Origin of the sequence: uncultured Desulfovibrio sp., assembly GCF_944324525.1 — a bacterium.
Lineage (GTDB): Bacteria > Desulfobacterota > Desulfovibrionia > Desulfovibrionales > Desulfovibrionaceae > Desulfovibrio.
In genome coordinates this window covers 17,549-38,511 of sequence record NZ_CALUWS010000014.1, presented here as the reverse complement: position 1 = coordinate 38,511, position 20,963 = coordinate 17,549, and the positions used below count along the sequence as shown (strand labels likewise).

Genomic DNA, 20,963 nt, shown 5'->3' with positions numbered 1-20,963 from the left:
CGGGACATGCGCGCACGCCCCGGGCAACGGTCTATACGGCCTGATCATCCAGCGCTTCAGCCGGAAAATCATCGTCATCCGCATAAAGGAGGACAGGTTCCTTGCCCTTCTCGATGACGGCCTGATTGATGAGGCAGCCCTTGACGTTGGGCAGGGAAGGCAGCTTGAACATGATGTCCAGCATGATGCGTTCCATCACGTTGCGCAGCCCGCGCGCGCCGGTCTTGCGCTCGATGGCCTTGTGAGCGATGGCCTTGAGGGCATTGGGCGTGAAGCGCAGCTGCACGTTGTCCAGCTCGAACAGCTTCTGGTACTGGCGCACCAGCGCGTTCCTCGGCTCGGTGAGGATGCGCACCAGATCCGGTTCATCCAGCTCGTCCACATGGGTGATGATGGGGATGCGGCCCACGAATTCGGGGATGAGGCCGAACTTCACCAGATCCTGCGGATGGATCTTTTCCAGCAGTTCCGAAAGCGGCATGCCCTTGCTGCTGCGCACATGCGCGCCAAAGCCCATGGCCCCGCCGCTCACGCGCGACTCCACGATCTTGTCGAGTCCCACGAAGGCCCCGCCCACGATGAACAGGATGTTGCTCGTGTTCATGCGGATGAATTCCTGCTGGGGATGCTTGCGGCCCCCCTTGGGCGGGATGTTGGCCTCGGTGCCTTCGATGATCTTGAGCAGCGCCTGCTGCACGCCTTCGCCGGACACGTCGCGGGTGATGGAAGGCCCGTCGCTCTTGCGGGAGATCTTGTCGATCTCGTCGATGTAGATGATGCCCTTGCTGGCCGCTTCCAGATCATAATCGGCATTCTGCAGGAGCTGCACGAGGATGTTCTCCACATCCTCGCCCACATAGCCCGCCTCGGTCAGGGTCGTGGCGTCGGCGATGGCGAAGGGCACGCGCAGCACCTTGGCCAGCGTCTTGGCCAGCAGGGTCTTGCCGCTGCCGGAGGGGCCCACCAGCAGGATATTGCTTTTTTCCAGCTCGACGTCGTCGCCCAGGGCATCGGCGTAGAACACCCGCTTGTAATGGTTGTGGACAGCGACCGAGAGGATCTTCTTGGCGTCATGCTGCCCGATGACGTACTCGTCCAGGCGTTCCTTGATCTCCTGCGGCGAGAGCAGACGCTCCGGCGAGTCGTCATGCTGCAGCCTGTCCCGGGCGATGAGCTCGCCGCAGGCCTTGATGCACTGATCGCAGATGCAGGCATGCTCCTGCGTGATCATGTTGTTGACTTCGCTTTCGGGACGGCCGCAGAAGGAGCAGCGCAGCTCCTGCCGCTTATCGGTCGACGTGGTGTCGGACATGGCTAGTTCTTTTCCTCCAGATCGCGGCGGGAGACCAGCACGCGGTCGATGATGCCCAGCTCGAGCGCCTCCTCGGGCGTAAGGAACTTGTCGCGTTCCGTGGCGCTGACGATGGTCTCGTAGCTCTGGCCGGAATGCTCGGCCAGCAGCCGGTTCAGACGTTCCTTGATGCGCAGGATCTCACGGGCATGGATCTCGATGTCCGTGGCCTGCCCCTGATAGCCGCCCAGCGGCTGATGGATCATGATCTGGCTGTTGGGCAGCGCAAAGCGCATGCCCGGCTTGCCGGCGGACAGCAGGAAGGCCCCCATGCTGGCGGCCCGGCCCATGCACACCGTGGTCACGGGCGAGGTGATGTAGCGCATGGTATCGTAGATGGCGAGGCCCGCCGTCACGGAGCCGCCCGGCGAGTTGATGTAGAGGTTGATCTCCTGCTCGGGATCCTGCGATTCCAGGAAAAGGAGCTGGGCGCAGATCAGCGAAGCGACGGCATCCGTGACTTCACTGCTCAAAAGGACGATGCGGTCCTTGAGCAGACGGGAATAGATGTCGTAGGAACGCTCTCCCCTACCCGTATTTTCGATGACAAAGGGAATCTGATAGGCCTGCATGATGCTTCCTTGCTCGTGGGAAAGTGATGTCCGTCAGGTTCGGGGCCGCTCCGCCGGCAGGCTGAAAACTCCGACAACGCCGCACCTTGCGGTGCGACGTTGTCTATACCGGTGCGGCGCTGGCGCCTAGTCGGCAGCCGGGGCCGTATCCTTCTTGACAGGGGTGATTTCCTTCATGGGCTCCACTTCCTTGACCGAGGCCTTGGCAAAGGCGGCTTCCATGCCCTTGTCGGCCAGCAGGCGGTCACGCATGGTGTGGATCATGCCGGTACGCTCATAGGCTTCACGCACCTTGCGGTAATCCTCGCCGGTCTGGATGCAGATGCGGTAAAGCTGGTTATCCAGCTCGGTCTGGGTGACGGTCAGCCCTTCCTTGCGGGCGATGGACAGCAGCAGCACCTGGATGCGGGTCAGCTCCTCGGCCTGCTTGTACATATCCTTGCGCAGTTCGTCTTCAGTCTTGCCCAGATCGGCCAGCTTCTTGCCCTGCTGCTCGAGGCGGGCGGCCGTTTCGGCAATAAGCGTGCGGATCTGCATATCGAGCAGGCTTTCCGGCAGGGGGAACTCCAGACCGGCCAGCATCTTGTCCAGCATCTTCTTCTGCGCGGCGCTACGCACGGCATTCTCGCGGCTGTGGGCGTAGCTGTCGCGGATGCTCGCGCGCAGCTTGTCCATGCTCTCGGCGCCGACCTGCTTGGCAAGCTCATCGTTGATTTCAGGCAGCTTGCGCTGCTTGATGGCATGGACGGTCACCCGGATCTTCAGGGTCTTTCCGGCCAGGCTCTCCGCAGGGAAGTTGGCCGGGAAAGCGATGTCGCCTTCGCCGGTCTGACCGACCTTGACGGTCTTGACCAGCTTCTCGAAATCGTCGAGGGCCTGTCCTTCGCCCAGAGGAAGGTCGAAATTCTCGGTCTTCAGTTCGTCGATGGACTTGCCGTCTTCAAAGGCTTCAAAGCTGATGCGGGCCACCTGGCCGTCCACGGCGGGGCCTTCGCCTTCGGCATCCAGCAGTTCGGCACGATCGCGGCGGATGCGCTCGATGACGGTATCCACCTCTTCGTCGGTCACCACGGCCTTTTCCTTCTCCACTTCCATGCCTTCATAGACCGGAAGCTCAAAGACCGGCAGCACTTCAAACTCGACGCTGAAGTTGAGGCCCTTGCCGCGGGCAAGCGCGCCGCCGTCATCCACGAACTGGATGCCGGACACCGGTTCCAGCGCAGCCTTGGCCAGCGCCTCGCCGACCTTGGCATTGACGAGCGCCTGGTGGGCCTCCTGATAGATATGGTCATGGAAACGCTTCTCCACCACCGAGGCAGGCACCTTGCCCTTGCGGAAACCGTCAATCTGCACGGATTTGCGGTAGTAGGCCACGGAACGCGCTATGGCGTCATCCACGTCACTGGCTTCGGCAACAATGCTGATCTTCCTTTTTACCGGCGAAAGTTCTTCAATGGTATATTCCACAGGGCGCTCCTTGGGCGATTTTTTCTCCCGTCTGCCCCGCTGGACGCGTTCCACGCGCACCACCGCGGTCTTCTGCAGAGGGAACCGTCTCCGTTACCACAAAGAGCAGGGCAACACAAGCCCGGCCGACTAAGCCCCCCGGCTGGGCATTTCGCGGCGCAAGCTGCCTGATCCGCCATGACCGCCAACGACGGCAATCGAGGGCTGGCACAGACCAGCAGCTGACGAAAGACCGAATTTGGAGCGGTCAGACCGAACGATCCGCAGAGGGACAAGCAAAAAAGAGGAAGCGAGTAAGGAAGTGACAGGCGGATGCCTCAGAGCGTGGGACTTCATCAAGATGCCCGGCTACCCTGCCCGGCTGCCGAGCCGGCCGTTGACAAGGCCTGACAAAGCGTCAGAGGCGATTGGCTCACCGTCCCGCACACCAAGGAGGTGCGCAGGGAGGTTGATGCAAGGCTGGTGCGAGAGGGGGGAATTGAACCCCCACGGATGAACCGCTGGATTCTGCCTCCAGCTCATCAACGACATCCCTCTGCTCCACTGCCTGACGCCGAGGAGCGAACAACGCTGCTCCAAGCTCTCTTTCGACGTAGGCCCGGCCAAGCCCGACCAGGCTCCCAGCGTCACCAGCAAGGGCATCTTCAGTCAGATAACCGGCGGGCGTGCGGACATCGTGGTCCTTGACGACATGGAGGTCGCCAACAATTCCTACACTCAGATGATGCGGGACAAGCTCTCGGAGGCCGTCAAGGAGATAGACGCCATCCTCAAGCCCGGAGGACGCGTCATCTACCTCGGCACGCCCCAGACGGAGCAGAGCCTTTACAACGCCCTGCCGGACCGAGGCTACGTCACACGGATATGGCCCGCACGCTATCCTGAGAGTGCCCAGCTCGTGAATTACGGGGAAGCCCTCGCGCCCAGCATTTTGAAAGCCCTGGAGGCCGACCCCGGCCTGTCTGGCCGTACCACCGACCCCCGCCGCTTCTCCGCCGAAGACCTCCTTGAACGTGAGCTGTCCTACGGCAGGGCCGGTTTCCAGCTCCAGTTCATGCTCGACACCCGCCTCTCGGATGCCGAACGCTACCCCCTCAAGCTCTCCGACCTCATCGTCATGGGCTGCGGCACGTCTGACGGCCCGGAAAAGCCCATCTGGGCGTCGGGAGCTGGCAACGTGATAGCGACCTGCCCTGTGTGGGTTTGAACGGCGACAGGTATCATTCCGCCGCATTTCTGGCAGGCTCATGGATTCCCTACACCGGAGCCGTCATGGCTATCGACCCCTCCGGCAGAGGCACGGACGAGACCGCCGTGGTGGTCGTCAAGATGCTCAACGGCTTCCTCTACCTGACCGCCCTCCGCGCCTACACCGACGGCTACTCCGACGCCACTCTCAAGGACATCGTGAAGCTCGCAAAGCTGGAGAACGTCAATGCCGTGGTCATCGAAGCCAACTTTGGCGACGGCATGTTCACCCGGCTCATCGCTCCCCACTTCCAGAAGGACTACCCCTGTCACATCGAGGAGGTGAAGCACAGCCGTCAGAAGGAGGCCCGCATCATCGACACCCTGGAGCCGGTCATGCGGCAGCACAAGCTGGTCGTGGACAGGAACGTGGTGGTCTGGGATTACGAAAGCACCAAATCCCTGCCTCCTGAAAAGGCCCTCAAGTACCAGCTCTTCTACCAAATGTCCCGCATCATGCGCGAGAAAGGCGCACTCGCCCATGACGACCGCCTCGACTGCCTCGCCATCGCCGTGAACTACTGGACGGAGCAGATGAGGCAGGACGCCGACAGGCGCATCAACCAGCGCAACGACCGCCTGCTGGCCGAAGAGCTCAAGGCGTGGGATGCCACGGCCCGTCTTTCCCTGTTCAAAAACAGGATTGCCCTGGCACCTGAGCCGAACAAGGTCAACCAAAGTCTTGGCAAGGAAGAAATGGAAATGTTTTTCAGTTTCCAGAGCTATTCCCTGCCCTCTCCCGTCCAGGAGACGACCTCCCCCCTTGAGGGACGACCTGCCCAGAGACGGTCTTGCTTCGGCCAAGGAGGACTCACGCTGCGGAAGTGACCGCAAGACAGCAGCAAGACAGCAGAAACGGAAGAGGAGGTCGTGGTCGTAGACCTCCTCTTCATCCATCTTTTTCCCCTTTTTCAGGGGGATTTCCCCGAACAGGATTTGCACACATTTTTATCTTGTTTTTCATGTAGTTAGATATAAAAAACAGGGTTTCGGTTGCACTTGTCGGAGGGGAGGCAGGGTCTCTCTGCGGGGGTAAGGGGGGCTTAAAGAAACTATTAAGGAAAACTTAACGATAGATAAAGAGGTAAGGGGATGTATAGGATAGGTAAGCCTACTTTAGGAAACACCTATTCTTTTTCTAAAATACTTTACAGACATATATCCTTCCTTAACTTTCTTATAGAATACTCGTTTATATGCTCTTTAAGATTATATATGTTATAAACTATGAAGATGGTGTAATAGCGTATCCAGTCATTACCTTCAGATTCTTTCAGAATCATTGTACTGGTCGTTATCTTTCATTGCTCCGCATTGCTCCAATTTGTTGGTCACCAAGCAGAAGGCAAGCCCAGAGGGGAGGTTGATCAGCATGGGCTTTCTTGGCGGCGTCCATCTTCCCGCCCCACGCATTTCCCCCAGCACCTGAATCTCCGCGTCCGAGCCTGTACGAGGGCTTTAGTCCAGCGACGAAAACACAAAACGTGACCAACAAGCCATGTCAGGGACATTTGAAAATTTTCCCACCGCATTTTCGTGGGGATTTTGCCTGTCGCCTCGTCTTGAAAAAATCTCTCCCTCACGGTACAGGAGAGGCAGGGGCTTGTGGTCGGACGGCTGTCGTTGCCCCTCTGGATGACGGTAGCCATTTCACGGTCCGGCGGAAGTCATCGTCGCTCCTCCAGACAGTCCCTTCAAGGGCCGGTAGTTTTGGTGAAAAAATGTGAGGGGGCAAACACAGGTCTATGGGATTCGATTCCCCCCTTGGCCCCTTGGCGATTCCTTTTGGGGGCCGGGTCTGGCTGGGTTTGGTCGGGCGCGACGGCCTTTTTGATTGTCAGCGCAGGCCGGATGCAAGCGCAGCCGCAAGCAAGATTCGTAAGCGGCTGTTTTTACTGGATTGCCTATAGATATGGTATCTGGTGAGAGGTGAGGCAGGCGGGGAAAGAGGCGGAAAGGCAGCAGCCAAAGCTTGCTGATTGTTCTTCTAACTTCCTGAAATTGTTTGAAATTCTCATGTGTCAAAATTTTGACACCCTTTTAAATTTTCATAAAATCTATTCCCTAACGCTAGTTAGGAAAGAAAAACCAATAAAATGGGGGAGTTATGGCAGACATGTCCGCTATCAAGACCGCACTGCCGGGATATTTTAGCTTGTCAGAGGCCGCAGAGGCCCTAGGTTATGTGGATGGCACTTATCTACGCAAGTTATGTCAAAAAGGCGCGGTTGTGTCTTACAAGGTTGGCAAGACGTGGTGCATACCTACAGAGCAAGTACAAGCCCTAGCAGATAAAGATATAGATGGAAGGGGCGGTAGGGGTCAGCTAAGAGGCTAAGATTTAAAGAGAAAAAATAATTTATTTTTTTGTTGACTTTAAGCTCGATATAGAGCTAAAAAGGACTTGCGAACGGGAAAGACACCCAAGGGACGCAAGTCCTTTTTCTTTTCCTCTTATAAGCTCGATATAGAGCTAAAAGCTCTTTGACAATGGGGCATGCAGCCCCCACGGCGCGGCAAGCTGCTACGGAACCACTGCCCGCCGTCTATAGGGAACTTATGGAATATGGACAGAGGAGAAAAAGTACCGTAAAAATGAACATACAAAAGGAGAAAACTTATGTCCTCACTTGTCTTTAATTCTCTGGAATACGCCCGCCGTCTTGAAGCGGCAGGGTTTACGCGGCAGCAGGCGGAAACGCAAGCTAACATCCTTGCTGAGGTCATAGATGAACGCGTGGCGACTAAGCAGGACTTGCGGGAACTGGAATTGCGGCTGGTTGTCCGTTTCGGTGCCATGCTTGCCGCAGGCGTAGGTCTGCTTTCTGCCTTGATTGCGTTCAAGTAAATAGACACCACACCACCAAAACTAAAGCCCGTCTAGGTTCCGCCTAGGCGGGCTTTTTCATATCTGAAAGCCTGAATCGGAGTAGCCAACATGACAGCACAAGAGGTTTTACAATCCTACACTAAGGCTCTGCTTACCTGTCCTATCATTCTTGACCATCTGCCCGCCTGCCCTTCCGACTGCCCGCACAAGGCGACGTGCGAAGAAAAGGACAGAGCTGTTGACGCCGTTCTCTTAGAACTTGCCGGGGGGGAAATATGAATATCATCATCAGCGAACGCGGGAATTTTTGTGCCCGCATCATACAGGACGAATACGCCGAAAACCCACGCGACGTATACCATCATATGGGCCGCATTGTGCATGCCTCGTCTCGCTACTATTTGGGAGACGATTGCATATCCCCGGATGAAATTAGGGCACTGACAAAGCACAGCGGCATTGTGTACCTGCCTGTATATGCTTTGGTACACAGCGGCACATGGCTTTCGACCACGCCTTTTTCCTGCCATTGGGATTCTTGGCAATCGGGAATCATCTATGTGGAAAAGGAAGCCCTGCGTAAGGAATGGAACGTCAAGCGGCTTACACAAAAGCACATCCGCGAAGCGCAAAAGATGCTGGAAAGCGAAGTGAAAGAGTTTTCCGCCTATCTTTCCGGGGACGTGTGGGAGTATCAGCTTTTCCGCGTGCCGGATGACATAGACCTTGAAGACGTGGAAGACACTACATGCGAAGCGTGGGAGCCTATCGACTCCCTTTGTGGCCTCTACGGATACGACTACGCGGAAAAGGAAGCCGCAGCGGCCCTTGCGTCTCTGGAAGCCTCCCTTGCTGCTCGGCCTGCACAGCTCACCTTGCCCGGCCTGCCGACCGACCAACGCGGCCATGTGCTGCCTTATGGGGGAAGCCATGCGGCCGCATGAGCTGGCAAGTGTCGCCGTAAATATCGTCTTTTTGGCCGCCGTTCTGTATGGCGGCCTTTTTTGCGCTTTAGTAATGGAGTGACCCCATGCCGAAAGCTTGTTTTATCGAGTTCGGGGAACAGGAAGCACAGCGCCCATATGTACTTTTGCCCCGACATTACTTTGTCAGAAGTGAGAGGCCAGACGGCAAGCGCCCATATTACTATATGGACGGCAAGCGTATATCTGAAAAGACCTATAATGAGCTGTACGACAAGTTGATTTACTGCTCTGCCATTGGGGCTTTTCGTCGCCCGTCAGGGCGCATACGGCATACAATATCCGGCGTGATAAAGGATGACATAGGGTGTCAAAATGAAAAGCTATAATCTTTATCGAACAATATCTGAAGACGGCAGCCGTCCATATTACTATATTGACGGCAAGCGCGTGTCGGAAGAAAGGCACGCTGCCTTTTGTCGTAAGTGCATCCGCTTTGACTGCTTATATACGGAACGCCTCCGCAATGGGCGCTATAGACATAGCATGTATGGATACATGGACTAAGGAGAAAGAAAATGAGCACGGAACACAATAGCATATATGTAGCCTCCCTTTACGACTATAACGCTGGTATCCTGCATGGCGTGTGGATAGACTTTGATACATGTCTCAACGTGGATGAAGTATGGGAAGCCATTCACGCCATGCTTGCCGCTTCCCCTACCGCAAAGAGAGAGGGAGCACCCGCCGAAGAATGGGCTATCCATGATTATGAGGGATTCGGGGGGATTAAGGTAAGTGAAAACGAAACTATCAGCACACTTTGGCAAGCTCACGAACTCTTATCCGACCTTGACGACCCCGAAGCTTTCATTGACTACCTCGGCACTCAAGGGCAGGTCTCACTTTCCGAAGTAACGGAAAGCAATATCGAAGCTTTCCAAGATGCTTACCGTGGATGGTACAGAAGCAAGGAAGAGTTTACCGAAGAACTGATAGAGGAACTGGGTTTGCTCTCCAATGTGGACGAACTGCTTTCCCGTTACTTTGACTATGAGGCCTTTGCTCATGACCTTTTTATGTCGGACTATTACATGTCCGAAAACGGGTACGTCTTTTCGTCATACTAATACCCAGTGGACACAACGACCACGCAAGGCCGCCTCTTGTAGAGAAGGCGGCCTTTCTTTTTACCAAAAGGGAGTAACGATGCTTTCCCGTGACCTTACCGACCCGCCCCTGTCCGTCATCCTTGACCAATTCGCCGCCCAGTATTTCCCGACTACCAGCCGCCATAAGGAGAACCACTATGCCCGCAAGACGCCCGACCCTTCCCGCCCTTCCTCCCCTGCCCGAACCTCTGCCGCGTGGCATTCGCCGTCATCGAAGCGGCTACATTGTGGACGTGACTGTTGACGGCTGCCGCAAGACACGCACGGCACGGACGATGCCAGAGGCCATAGCCGCACGGCAGGAACTACTTTCCACTCTCTGCCAGGAAAAGCCGCAGGCCGCACGGCGCGGATGGACGCTCAAGGAAGCCGTGGAACGTACATGGCAAACCGTCTGGGCGGACAAGGCGTCTCAGGACACCATCCATATCAATGTGGAGCAGGTCTTGTCCTTTTTTGGAGAGACATGCCCCATTATTGACATAACACTGTCCGCCATTGACGGATTTGTTTCTCACTGTGCCGCCAAAGGCAACAGTGGCGCGACCATCAACAGGAAACTGTCCTGCCTGTCCCGTATCCTGCGCACGGCACACGAACGGGGCGCGCTCCCTGTCCTGCCGCGCATGCCGAAGCGGCGCGAGTCGGAGCATCGTATCCGCTTCCTGTCCCGCAAAGAAGAGGAACGGATGCTCATTATTATTGAGTGCCTTGCCTTGCCGGACGTACAAGACGCTGTCATGTGCCTGCTTTACACAGGGTTCCGCTGCGGCGAACTCTGGCGGCTGGAATGCCGAGACATCGACCTTGAGCGCGGGACGCTCACGGCATGGAAGACGAAAAATCGTCACCCGCGTACCATCCCGCTTGTTGAAAAGCTGCGGCCCATTATTGAACGGCGAATGGAAGCCTGCGGGGGAAGCGGGCGCTTGTTTCCCGAAGGCAGCAACGAATGGCTCCGCCGCCCGTGGGATATTATTCGGTACCACATGGGAATGAGCGAAGACCCACAGTTCGTGCCGCACATGCTGCGCCATACCTGCGCCACACGGCTCTCACAGGCCGGAGTCTCGCTGCCGCTCATCAAGGAATGGATGGGACACACGAGCATCACGACAACTGCCCGGTACGCCCACTTTTCGCCTGAAGATCTGCGTACAGCGGCCTCACTTTTAGGGAACTGACACAAGGGGAAGTGGAGTAAGAAATGAAGGCTCTCCCATAAGGCCAAGAGCGTATAACAGTATAGCCCGTTGGTTGCTTCTGGTTGCTTACACTCATGGGTGTAAGAACCAAAGGTCAACGGGCTATACTATTATTCAAGTGGTTGTAATTTCTAGTGGTGCGAGAGGGGGGAATTGAACCCCCACGGATGAACCGCTGGATTCTAAGTCCAGTGCGTCTACCAGTTCCGCCACTCTCGCCTTGCCCATGACCTCTAGCACAGAGAAAGCAGGCTCGCAAGATTGTCAGCGCAGCAGCAATCCGGCTTTTCCCTCGACAGCGGGCAGGACTTCACCGATGCAGGCCGCCAGATCCCCGGCTTGACGCAGCTCATCGCTGATGGCGGACACCTGCTCCGGGGGGACCGCCAGCACCAGCCCGCCGGATGTCTGCGCGTCAAAGATCAGGCTCTCCAGCGCTTCATCCAGCACACAGGCATGCTCCGTATGGGGCGCACAGTACAGGCGGTTGGCATGACTACCTGAAGGGATGAAGCCGAAACGAGCATACTCCAGCGCCTGCGGCAGCAAGGGAACGCTTTCCGTATCCACGGCGACGCGAACACTGGACGCACGAGCCATTTCCAACAGATGCCCGCCAAGGCCAAAACCGGTGATGTCCGTGGCCGCCCGCAGCCCGTAGGCGGCGATGATGCCGCCACCCACCTTGTTCAGACGACCGCACCACCGGCTGAGCTGGACTTCGGCCTCTTCACAGCCGTCCCACTGCGCTTTGACGGCGGTGGACAGGACCCCGGTCCCGATGGGTTTGGTCAGGATCAGCTTCTGCCCGGGCAGCAAGCCGGAATTGACGGCGATACGCTCGGGATCGATAAGTCCGCTGACAGCCAGCCCGAACTTGAGCTCGTCATCCTGCACGGAATGCCCACCGGCAAGCACTGCGCCGGCCTCGATAAGGGCGTCAAGCCCGCCTCGCAGGATACCGGCAAGGATCTCTTCCGGGTCGTCCCCCAGCAGGCAGGTCGGGAAACAGCAGATGTTCATGGCTGACCAGGGTTCGCCACCCACGGCGTAGACATCCGACAGCGCATTGGCAGCGGCGATGCGCCCAAAGGCATACGCATCGTTGACCACAGGCGCGAGCACATCCACCGTCTGCACCAGGGCCTTGCCGGGAGGCAGGCGCAAGACCACGGCATCCTCATTGCGCGCTCTTCCGGCCAGCACACGGGACTCGAGCCCGGCAGGCAAGGCGGAAAGCACGCCGGAAAGAATTCGCTCCAGAGCCTCTGGAGCCACCTTGGCCGCTCAGCCGGCCGCTCTTGCCTTATCCAGAAGTCGCATACTGTTTCCTTATAACAAAAAAGGGGCCCTGAGGCCCCTTCAGAATGCTTGCGGATCCGCCGTTAGGCAGTGGCAGCGGCAGCTTCAGAAGCGGCCGCGGCCTCTTCGAGGCGGGTCAGTTCGATGATCGCCATGGGGGCGTTATCGCCCTTGCGGGGCATGGCCAGCTTCATGATACGGGTGTAGCCGCCGGGGACGCCGGCAAACTTGGGCCCGATTTCATCAAAGAGGCGCTTGACAAGCGCATAATCACACAGCACGCGGTAAGCCTGACGGCGAGCATGCATGTCGTTACGCTTGGCAAGGGTGATCAGGGGCTCCACCACGCCGCGCAGTTCCTTGGCCTTCATTTCCGTGGTGCGGATGCGGCCGTGGATAAGAAGCGCCTTGGCGAGATTGTGGAGCAGAGCCTTGCGGTGCGACGGCGTGCGCGAAAGTTTTCTGCCGGAGTTGCTATGCCTCATTTTGCTGCTTCCTTTTCCATTCCTGGTATTTCTTCTCGAAACCGTCAACGCGCATGCCGAAGTCAAGGCCCATGTCGAGCAGCACGCTCTTGATCTCATCAAGGGACTTGCGGCCGAAGTTCTTGGTCTTGAGCATATCGGACTCGCTGCGCTGCACCAGTTCGCCAACAAGGGAGATGTTGGCGCTGCGCAGGCAGTTGGTCGCGCGCACGGAAAGTTCGAGATCATCAATGTTTTTGAAGAGATGCTCATTCAGCTCGCCACTGTCGGTGCTGCCTGAATGGCAATCGCCGGAAATCCGCTCATCAAAATTGATGAAAACGGAAATCTGATCCTTGATGATCTTGGCGCTGTAGGCAATGGCATCTTCAGGCGTGAGAGAGCCATCCGTCCAAACTTCAAGGATGAGCCGGTCGTAGTTGGTCATCTGACCAACGCGGGCCTGCTCCACCGTATAGGCAACCTTGCGCACCGGCGAAAAGCTCGAATCCAGCTTGATCAGCCCGATTTCGTCGGCAAGCCCCTCATGCATATCGGCAGGGACATAGCCCTTGCCCATACGCACTTCGAGTTCCATCTCAAGCGTGATGTCCTCGGTCAGGGTGGCAATGTGCTGTTCGGGATTCAGCACGGTCACATGCTGATTTTCCTGAATGTCGGCAGCCGTCACTGCGCCCTTGCGATCCACGCGGAGCGTGAGGCGCTGCGGTTCGTCGGTATCCATGCGCAGGCGTACCTGCTTGAGGTTGAGCACCAGATCCGTCACGTCCTCAAGCACGCCGTGGATGGTCGTGAACTCGTGCTGCACTCCGGAAATCTTCGCGGAGACAAAGGCCGCCCCCTGAAGGGAGGCCAGGAGCACACGACGCATGGCGTTACCGATGGTAGTGCCGTACCCGCGCTCCAGCGGCTCGCACACGAACTTGCCGTGGGAGCTGCTGGCCGTCTCATCCTCGCGCACGATCTGATCAGGCTTGACCAGCTCGTTCCAGTTACGCGAATTGATGAGGCGTTCGCCCTGTTTGTTAAGCATGGCTCACCCGCCTTATTTCGAGTAAAGTTCGACGATCAGCTGTTCGTTGACCGGGAACTGGATGTCATCACGCTGCGGCAGGGCTTTCACCGTCCCCTTGAACGCGGCGCCGTCGGCTTCCAGCCAGGTGGGGCACCCGCGACGCGCCAGCACTTCCTGAGCTTCGGCGATCACGGGGATCTTGCGGTTCTTTTCAGGCACTTCCACGGTATCGCCCACGCGAACCTGCAGGGAAGGAATGTTCACCTTGCGGCCGTTGAGGGTAAAGATGCCATGCCGCACAAGCTGACGAGCCTGGTTGCGGGAGTTGGCAAAACCCATACGGTAAATCACGTTGTCAAGGCGACGCTCAAGGATGACCAGCAGGTTGGTACCGGTCACGCCCTTCTGCATTTCGGCCTTTTCAAAGTAACCGCGGAACTGACGTTCCAGGATGCCGTAGGTGCGGCGGGTCTTCTGCTTTTCGCGCAGCTGCACCGCGTATTCGCTCACCTTCTTGCGAGCGCGGCCGTGCTGGCCGGGCGCGTAGGGACGACGATCCTGAGCACATTTATCAGTGAAGCAACGGTCACCCTTGAGGAACAGCTTGCAGCCCTCGCGGCGACAGATGCGACATTTGGCTTCGGTATATTTGGCCATGAATCAATCCTCTTGTAGCTGAAGCGTTCCGCAACTAGACGCGACGGCGCTTGGGCGGCCGGCACCCGTTGTGCGGGATGGGCGTCACGTCACGAATGAAAGCCACACGGAAACCGACAGCGGCAATGGCGCGCATGGCGGCTTCACGACCGGAACCGGGACCCTTCACATAGACGCCCACGGTACGCATGCCGTTTTCCTGAGCCTTGCGGGCCGCGGTTTCGGCTGCCACCTGAGCGGCGAAGGGGGTGGACTTACGCGACCCCTTGAAGCCGCTCTGACCGGAGGAAGCCCAGCTCACAGCGTTGCCGCGGGTGTCGGTAAACGTAATGATGGTATTGTTGAAAGAAGCCTGGATATGGGCGATGCCCACAGGAATGTTCTTCTTTTCCCTTTTCTTGACCGCTTTCTTGGGTCTGGCCATGACTACTATCCCTCAATCTCGTTTGCGCGAAACACTGTTACTTCTTCTTGCCCACGGCGCCGCGACGGGGACCCTTGCGGGTGCGGGCGTTGGTGTGGGTACGCTGACCGTGCACGGGCAGACCGCGACGATGACGAAGTCCGCGGTAGCAGCCGATGTCCATAAGGCGCTTGATATTGCTGGAAACTTCACGGCGCAGATCGCCTTCGACCTTGTAGTTCTGCTCGAGTTCCTTACGGATCTCGTTCACTTCATCGGCAGAAAGATCGTCGATATTGCGTTCCCAGTTGACACCCGTGGTGTCGAGGATCTTGAGGGCCGTCGTGCGGCCGATGCCATAAATATAGGTGAGAGCAATGTCCACCCGTTTGCCACGCGGCAAATCAACACCTGCAATTCTCGCCACAGTACGTCTCCTGCCTAGCCCTGGCGCTGCTTGTGCCGGGGGTTTTCGCAGATAACTCGAAGAACGCCCTTGCGCCGGATAACTTTGCACTTGGGGCATATTTTCTTGACGGAAGGTCTGACTTTCATAACTCGTCTCCAATTGGCGGCAAGGCCTCGCCTTGCATGCCCGAATTTACTTGCCGCAATCCCGGCCGGAAATCCGGGCCAGTGGGCTGCTCCTCCCCGGTTGGGGCGGCAGGAACAGAAACCTTTATCCATCTTTCGTTCGACTGTCAACCACCAATGGTCTGCCGATTGAGGCCGCGATCCGATATGCTCAGGATACGCGGTCCGTCATGCGTGATGGCCACGCTGTGCTCGAAGTGCGCAGCCCATTTGCCATCCCGCGTTACGGCAGTCCAGTTGTCTTCCAGAATGTCCACTTCATAGGTGCCGATGGTCACCATGGGTTCGATGGCGATCACCATGCCGTTCTGCAGGGTGAGCCCCCGCATGCCCGGCTTGAAGTTGGGCACTTCCGGCTTTTCGTGCATCTTGGCGCCGACCCCGTGGCCGACGAAACGACGCACGACGTTGAAACCGGCGGCCTCCACAAAGGCCTGAACGGCAGCCCCGATGGCATAGACATCGTTGCCTGCCCGGGCCTGCTCGATGCCGACGTAGAGGCTTTGCTCGGTCACCTGCATGAGACGATGCGCCTCAGGGCTCACCTGTCCCACAGGAAAGGTCCGTGCGGCATCACCCACGAAGCCCTCATAAACCACGCCCATGTCCACGCTCACGATATCGCCCTCCTCAAGCAGCCGCGGGGAAGGAAAACCGTGAACAACCTGCTCATTGACGGAACAGCAGGTGGCGTAGGGGTAGCCGCAGTAACCGAGAAATGCCGGCTTCACCTTGTAGCTCGCGCACATGTCGTGCGCGATCTCCTCAAAGCGCATGGTCGGCACCCCGGGGGCGACGGCGTCCCCGATGGCGTCAAGAATATTGGCAACCATGCGGTTCGCCTCCCTCAGGCAGGCGATTTCACGGTCATTCTTGATAAATGCGCCCTGGTATTTTTTCATGAAACTATCCTTGGCCTACAGCTTTCCGGCCTTGCGCGCCTTGTTCATGAGGCCCTGGTATTGCGTGGAGATCATATGCGACTCGATCTGATTCCTGAAGTCCATGGCCACGCCCACCAGGATGAGGAGGCTCGTGCCGCCGAAGTAGAACGGCACGTTGAACCAGCTGTACATGAGCATGGGCAGGACCGACACGATGGAGATGTACACGCCGCCCGAAAGGGTGAGACGGGACAGCACCGTGTCGATGTACTCCTGCGTCTTCTCGCCGGGACGGATGCCCGGGATGAAGCCGCCGTTCTTCTTCAGGTTCTCGGCCATGTCCTTGGGGTCAAAGATGATGGCCGTATAGAAGTAGCAGAAGAAGAAGATCAGAGCCACATAGATGACGTTATACATGATCGTGTGCGGCGCGAAGAAATCGGCCACACGCTTGACATACTCGTTGGTGGCAAACTGGCCGACCGTGGCCGGGAACAGCAGCAGCGACGAGGCGAAGATAGGCGGGATGACGCCCGCCGTATTGAGCCTCAGCGGCAGGTGCGTATTCTGGCCGCCGAACATCTTGCGCCCAATCTGCCTCTTGGCGTAGCTCACCGGTATGCGGCGCTGGGCAGTCTCGATGAAAACGATGGCCGCCAGCACCACTGCCATGAGCAGCACCACGGACACCGCCACAAAGATGGACATGCTGCCGGAGCTGATGAGCTCGAAGGACTGCATGATGCCGCGCGGGATGCCCACGACGATGCCGCAGAAGATGATCAGCGAGATGCCGTTGCCGATGCCGCGCTCGGTGATCTGTTCACCAAACCACATGACCAGCATGGAACCGGCCGTAAAGGTCGCCATGGTCATCATGCGGAACTGCCAGCCGGGATTCAGCACGATGGAGGCTTCCCCCATGCGCATGGATTCCAGCCCCACGGAAATGCCGAGTCCCTGCACCAGAGTGATGAGCACGGTGAGATAACGGGTGTATTGCGTGATCTTTCGCCGACCGGCCTGACCCTCTTCCTTGGCCATGCGTTTGATGTCGGGACTCACCACCTGCAGAAGCTGCATGATGATGGAGGCCGAAATGTACGGCATGACGCCGAGGGCAAAGACCGACACATTGGACAGAGCGCCGCCCGAAAACATGTCGAACATGCCGAAGAGCGTCCCCTGCATGCTGTTGACATACTCCTTGAGGGCCTCGGTGTTCACGCCCGGTACCGGCACATGCACGCCGATCCGGTAGAAGCAGAGCAGCAGAAACGTCCAGCCAAGGCGTTTGAGGAGCGAGCGCTGCCCATCCATGTTGTTCACGGTTCCAGATGCCATGCAATTCTCGTTCGTTTTGCTCCTGCGGCCTACACGGCGGATGCCTGCCCTCCGTCATGCGGAGGGCAGGACATCCGATTGCGTCCGCAGTCGGACATTACAGTGTTACTCGGCGGAAGCCGCTTCCAGTTCGGTGACTTCGCCGCCGGCGTTGCGGATCTTTTCCGCGGCAGCCTGGCTGAACTTGTGCGCCTGCACCTTGACGGCCGTGCTCACTTCACCGCGGGAGAGCACCTTGACGGGGGCACCCATGCGGGCAAGGCCGCGGGCGTAGATGTCGTCAAGCGTGATCTCGCTCTTGCCGGCAAAGGCTTCCAGCAGGCGATCGAGGTTGATGACGTCGTAGGTCACCTTGAACAGGAAGTTCTTGAAGCCGTGCTTGGGCAGACGGCGCTGCAAGGGCATCTGACCGCCTTCAAAACCGGGACGGACACCGCCGCCGGCGCGGGCATTCTGGCCCTTGTGACCCTTGCCCGACGTGCAGCCAAGGCCGGAACCGGCGCCACGGCCCACACGACGGCGGGTTTTGCGCTCTTCCGGGAAGGGAAAGAGATTGTGCAACTGCATGATCTATACTCCTCCGGCACCGTGACTAGTCGACCACGGCAACCAGGTGCGAAACTTTGGCAATGATGCCCCGGATGGCCGGGGTGTCCTGGAACGTCCTGACCTTTTCGCGACGCTTGAGGCCAAGGGAGTCCAACAGCTTGCGCTGCGCAGGGGTGCTGCCGATGCGCGAACGCACGAGTTTGACCTTGATTTCCGCCATGACTACTTCCTCGGGGCTTCCAGCTTCTTGCCGCGCAGCTCGGAGACTTCGTCAGCGCTCCGCAGGGAGACAAGGCCCTGCATGGTCGCACGCAGCACGTTGTGGGGATTGTTGGTGCCGATGGCCTTGGCGAGCACGTCGCGCACGCCCACGGCTTCCATGACGGCGCGCACGGCGCCGCCGGCGATGATGCCCGTACCTTCGGAAGCGGGCTTGAGCATGACGCGGCCGGCGCCGAAGCGGCCCAGCACTTCGTACGGCAGGGTGCCGTCCACCAGCGGGATCTGCACGCGGCTCTTGCGGGCGCGCTCGGTGGCCTTGCGCAGGGCTTCAGGCACTTCCTGCGCCTTGCCCAGGCCAAAGCCCACGCCGCCCTTGCCGTCACCGACGACCACAAGTGCGCTGAAGCTGAAACGGCGACCGCCCTTGACCACCTTGGCCACGCGATTCAGGGCGACGATCTTTTCGATTTCGCCCAGTTCGTTCATCGGGGTTTCGGTATTTTCACGCATATTAGAACTCCAGGCCGCCTTCGCGGGCGCCGTCGGCCACGGCTTTCACGCGGCCGTGGTAAAGGTAACCGTTGCGATCGAACACCACCTGGCTGATATTCTTTTCCTTGGCCAGACGGGCGATTTCCTTGCCGACCTTGGTGGCGCCTTCAAGATTGCAGTGCACGCCGGCTTCGGTCTTGGCAAGCTGCAGGGTGGAGGCGGAAACAAGGGTCGCGCCTTCGATATCGTTCACGATCTGCGCATAGATGTGCATGTTGGAACGGTACACCACCAGGCGCGGACGCTCCGGAGTACCATTGACCTTCTTGCGGATGCGGATCTTGCGGCGCTGACGGGATTCATTCTTAGAAAGTTTCATGTGCGCCCCCTACCTACTTCTTGCCGCCCGACTTGCCGACCTTGCGGCGAATCGTTTCAGTGGTATACTTGATGCCCTTGCCCTTGTAGGGTTCAGGCTTGCGGATACGGCGAATCTTGGCGGCCATTTCGCCCACGAGTTCCTTGTTGACGCCGGTGAGCGTCAGGACCTGACCTTCCGCGCTGGCCTTGATGCCCTCGGGCAGCTCCACGATCACAGGGTGGGAGTAGCCCACGGAGAGCTCGACCATGTTGCCCTTGACGGCCACACGGTAACCGACGCCGACGACTTCCAGGGACTTGGAGAAGCCCTTGGTCACGCCTTCGATGCAGTTGGCCAGCAGCGTGCGGCGCAGCCCGTGCTGGGCGCGGCACTGCCGGGTCTCTTCGCGGCGGGTGATGACGACATGCCCGTCGGCCAGTTCGTAGTTGAGCAGGCTGCAGACAGGCGTGCTGATGGTGCCCTTGGGTCCCTTCACTTCCACAACATCCGTGCCGATCTTCACTTCAACGCCGGAAGGCACGGCAATAGGCTGTTTTCCAATACGAGACATGGTGCACCGCCTACCAGATTTCACACAGAAGTTCGCCGCCCACCTTCTTCTCGTGAGCGGTCATGCCGTCCAGCACGCCGCTGGACGTGGACAGAATGCAAATGCCGAGGCCGTTCTGCACCTTGGGGATGTGGTGGGCGCCCACGTACACGCGACGGCCGGGGGTGCTCACACGCTTGAGGCCGGAAATGGCGGCCTTGCCCTTGAGGTACTTCAGGGTGATGGTGATGTTCCGCTCATCCATGGCCACGTCTTCGACGTAACCTTCCCGCTTGAGGATGTCGGCGAGAGCCACTTTCATCTTCGAGCGCGGCACATTCACTTCCTTGTGCAGGGCCAAATGTGCGTTGCGGATACGGGTCAGCATATCCGCAATAGGATCTGTCATCATCGATAGCTCCTAACTACATGTTTTACCGTCAGGGTTACCGGCCCCATGCCGGCACTTCCCGACGTGAATCTGTTGTCTTTACCCCATGAATGCAGAAAAGGCAAGCCCTGACGCGCTGCGTCCGCAGCGCAAAAAAGGGGACGGACACGAGTCCGTCCCCTTGCCGTCAGTACGGGCGAAAGGCTTACCAGCTCGACTTGCGAACGCCGGGAAGCTCGCCACGAAGGGCCATGTTGCGGAAGCAGATACGGCAGATGCCGAACTGGCGCATGAAGGCGCGCGGACGTCCGCAGATGGGGCAGCGATTGTAGGCGCGAGAGCTGAACTTGGCCTTGCGCCGGGCTTTGACTTCAAGAGAGGTGCGCGACATAGCTTACTCCTACTTGCGGAAGGGCATGCCCAGCTGATCGAGGAGGAACTTGCCTTCCTTGTCGGTGCTGGCGGTGGTCACGATGGTGATGTTCATGCCCTTGGGATTTTCCACACGGTCCACTTCCAGCTCGGGGAAGATGGTGTGCTCCTTGATGCCGAGGGTGAAGTTGCCGCGACCGTCGAAGCCGCGATCCGGAATGCCGCGGAAGTCGCGCACGCGGGGCAGGGCAAAGTTCATCAACTTGTCCAGGAAGTCCCACATGCGATCCTTGCGCAGGGTGACGCGAGCACCGATGGGCATGCCTTCACGCAGCTTGAAGGAAGCAATGGACTTCTTGGCGCGGGTCACCACGGCCTTCTGGCCGGCGATGGCGCTCAGTTCAGCCACGGCCTCTTCCATCAGCTTGTTGTTCTGGCTGGCGGCGCCCAGACCGATATTCAGAGAGATTTTCTGAATCCCGGGCAGTTGCATGGGGGAGCTGTAATTGAACTCCTTCTGCAGTACCGGAATCACCTTCTCCCGATAAATCTTTTCAAGGCGGGTCATCGT

At 58.3% G+C, this 20,963-nt stretch carries 24 protein-coding genes, 1 tRNA gene and 1 pseudogene; 5 read left to right on the top strand and 21 right to left on the bottom strand.

Annotated features, from left to right (window positions below):
- Positions 1-31: 31 nt before the first annotated feature.
- The 3 genes from clpX to tig form a co-directional block, all read right to left on the bottom strand.
- Entirely contained in the window at positions 32-1,312 is a 1,281-nt protein-coding gene (clpX, locus tag Q0K12_RS05435; protein WP_297260779.1) for an ATP-dependent Clp protease ATP-binding subunit ClpX, read from the bottom strand.
- 2 nt (positions 1,313-1,314) lie between these two features.
- Complete coding sequence (gene clpP, locus Q0K12_RS05430; RefSeq protein ID WP_297227386.1) at positions 1,315-1,923, bottom strand: ATP-dependent Clp endopeptidase proteolytic subunit ClpP; 609 nt, start codon at positions 1,921-1,923, stop codon at positions 1,315-1,317.
- A gap of 126 nt (positions 1,924-2,049) precedes the next feature.
- Positions 2,050-3,390 carry a trigger factor gene (gene tig / locus Q0K12_RS05425; RefSeq protein WP_297260777.1) on the bottom strand — a complete coding sequence of 447 codons (1,341 nt, stop codon included), beginning with the start codon at positions 3,388-3,390 and terminating at the stop codon, positions 2,050-2,052.
- A gap of 520 nt (positions 3,391-3,910) precedes the next feature.
- Here tig and terL point away from each other — a divergent pair.
- The 5 genes and pseudogenes from terL (at position 3,911) to Q0K12_RS05395 (ending at position 10,750) form a co-directional block, all read left to right on the top strand.
- Positions 3,911-5,466, top strand: a pseudogene (terL, locus tag Q0K12_RS12440) (phage terminase large subunit).
- A 1,792-nt stretch (positions 5,467-7,258) separates the two neighbouring features.
- Positions 7,259-7,486, top strand: coding sequence for a hypothetical protein (locus Q0K12_RS05410; protein WP_297260773.1), 228 nt, complete (start codon positions 7,259-7,261; stop codon positions 7,484-7,486).
- Between the two features lie 257 nt (positions 7,487-7,743).
- Entirely contained in the window at positions 7,744-8,412 is a 669-nt protein-coding gene (locus Q0K12_RS05405; protein WP_297260771.1) for a hypothetical protein, read from the top strand.
- Between the two features lie 557 nt (positions 8,413-8,969).
- Positions 8,970-9,524: an antirestriction protein ArdA gene (locus Q0K12_RS05400; protein ID WP_297260769.1), complete on the top strand. Its 555-nt coding sequence runs from the start codon at positions 8,970-8,972 to the stop codon at positions 9,522-9,524.
- 269 nt (positions 9,525-9,793) lie between these two features.
- Complete coding sequence (locus Q0K12_RS05395) at positions 9,794-10,750, top strand: site-specific integrase (RefSeq protein ID WP_297260767.1); 957 nt, start codon at positions 9,794-9,796, stop codon at positions 10,748-10,750.
- A 156-nt stretch (positions 10,751-10,906) separates the two neighbouring features.
- Here the strand turns inward: Q0K12_RS05395 and Q0K12_RS05390 are convergent.
- From Q0K12_RS05390 to rplE, 18 genes are all read right to left on the bottom strand, one after another.
- A tRNA-Leu gene (locus tag Q0K12_RS05390) sits at positions 10,907-10,990 on the bottom strand.
- 45 nt (positions 10,991-11,035) lie between these two features.
- Positions 11,036-12,094: a selenide, water dikinase SelD gene (selD, locus tag Q0K12_RS05385; RefSeq protein ID WP_297260765.1), complete on the bottom strand. Its 1,059-nt coding sequence runs from the start codon at positions 12,092-12,094 to the stop codon at positions 11,036-11,038.
- 62 nt (positions 12,095-12,156) lie between these two features.
- Complete coding sequence (rplQ, locus tag Q0K12_RS05380; protein ID WP_297260763.1) at positions 12,157-12,558, bottom strand: 50S ribosomal protein L17; 402 nt, start codon at positions 12,556-12,558, stop codon at positions 12,157-12,159.
- Positions 12,548-13,591, bottom strand: a complete 1,044-nt coding sequence (locus Q0K12_RS05375) for a DNA-directed RNA polymerase subunit alpha (protein WP_297227382.1) — start codon at positions 13,589-13,591, stop codon at positions 12,548-12,550. Before Q0K12_RS05375 ends, rplQ begins: the two co-directional genes overlap by 11 nt.
- Before the next feature lie 12 nt (positions 13,592-13,603).
- Positions 13,604-14,230, bottom strand: coding sequence for a 30S ribosomal protein S4 (gene rpsD / locus Q0K12_RS05370; protein ID WP_297260761.1), 627 nt, complete (start codon positions 14,228-14,230; stop codon positions 13,604-13,606).
- A gap of 34 nt (positions 14,231-14,264) precedes the next feature.
- Positions 14,265-14,654 (bottom strand): 30S ribosomal protein S11, encoded by a 390-nt coding sequence (gene rpsK / locus Q0K12_RS05365; RefSeq protein ID WP_296304666.1) that lies wholly within the window; start codon positions 14,652-14,654, stop codon positions 14,265-14,267.
- Positions 14,655-14,691: 37 nt separating this feature from the next.
- Positions 14,692-15,060 carry a 30S ribosomal protein S13 gene (gene rpsM / locus Q0K12_RS05360; protein ID WP_297227379.1) on the bottom strand — a complete coding sequence of 123 codons (369 nt, stop codon included), beginning with the start codon at positions 15,058-15,060 and terminating at the stop codon, positions 14,692-14,694.
- Positions 15,061-15,074: 14 nt separating this feature from the next.
- The gene (rpmJ, locus tag Q0K12_RS05355; RefSeq protein ID WP_005027799.1) at positions 15,075-15,188 is read right to left on the bottom strand and encodes a 50S ribosomal protein L36; all 114 of its coding nucleotides are present in this window, start codon (positions 15,186-15,188) and stop codon (positions 15,075-15,077) included.
- Between the two features lie 146 nt (positions 15,189-15,334).
- The gene (gene map, locus Q0K12_RS05350; protein WP_297260743.1) at positions 15,335-16,129 is read right to left on the bottom strand and encodes a type I methionyl aminopeptidase; all 795 of its coding nucleotides are present in this window, start codon (positions 16,127-16,129) and stop codon (positions 15,335-15,337) included.
- Positions 16,130-16,144: 15 nt separating this feature from the next.
- A complete protein-coding gene (gene secY / locus Q0K12_RS05345; protein ID WP_297260741.1) occupies positions 16,145-17,455 on the bottom strand; it encodes a preprotein translocase subunit SecY in 1,311 nt (436 codons plus the stop codon).
- Positions 17,456-17,560: 105 nt separating this feature from the next.
- On the bottom strand, positions 17,561-18,022 hold the full coding sequence (rplO, locus tag Q0K12_RS05340) for a 50S ribosomal protein L15 (RefSeq protein WP_297260739.1): 462 nt from the start codon (positions 18,020-18,022) through the stop codon (positions 17,561-17,563).
- Positions 18,023-18,047: 25 nt separating this feature from the next.
- Positions 18,048-18,224, bottom strand: coding sequence for a 50S ribosomal protein L30 (gene rpmD, locus Q0K12_RS05335; RefSeq protein ID WP_297260737.1), 177 nt, complete (start codon positions 18,222-18,224; stop codon positions 18,048-18,050).
- Between the two features lie 2 nt (positions 18,225-18,226).
- The gene (gene rpsE / locus Q0K12_RS05330; RefSeq protein WP_297227394.1) at positions 18,227-18,712 is read right to left on the bottom strand and encodes a 30S ribosomal protein S5; all 486 of its coding nucleotides are present in this window, start codon (positions 18,710-18,712) and stop codon (positions 18,227-18,229) included.
- Between the two features lie 25 nt (positions 18,713-18,737).
- Positions 18,738-19,097 (bottom strand): 50S ribosomal protein L18, encoded by a 360-nt coding sequence (gene rplR / locus Q0K12_RS05325; protein ID WP_297227371.1) that lies wholly within the window; start codon positions 19,095-19,097, stop codon positions 18,738-18,740.
- Positions 19,098-19,110: 13 nt separating this feature from the next.
- Complete coding sequence (gene rplF, locus Q0K12_RS05320; RefSeq protein WP_297260735.1) at positions 19,111-19,650, bottom strand: 50S ribosomal protein L6; 540 nt, start codon at positions 19,648-19,650, stop codon at positions 19,111-19,113.
- Positions 19,651-19,660: 10 nt separating this feature from the next.
- Positions 19,661-20,041: a 30S ribosomal protein S8 gene (gene rpsH, locus Q0K12_RS05315; protein ID WP_296304674.1), complete on the bottom strand. Its 381-nt coding sequence runs from the start codon at positions 20,039-20,041 to the stop codon at positions 19,661-19,663.
- A 184-nt stretch (positions 20,042-20,225) separates the two neighbouring features.
- Complete coding sequence (locus Q0K12_RS05310; protein WP_297227368.1) at positions 20,226-20,411, bottom strand: type Z 30S ribosomal protein S14; 186 nt, start codon at positions 20,409-20,411, stop codon at positions 20,226-20,228.
- 9 nt (positions 20,412-20,420) lie between these two features.
- Positions 20,421-20,960: a 50S ribosomal protein L5 gene (rplE, locus tag Q0K12_RS05305; protein WP_297227366.1), complete on the bottom strand. Its 540-nt coding sequence runs from the start codon at positions 20,958-20,960 to the stop codon at positions 20,421-20,423.
- Positions 20,961-20,963: the final 3 nt, after the last annotated feature.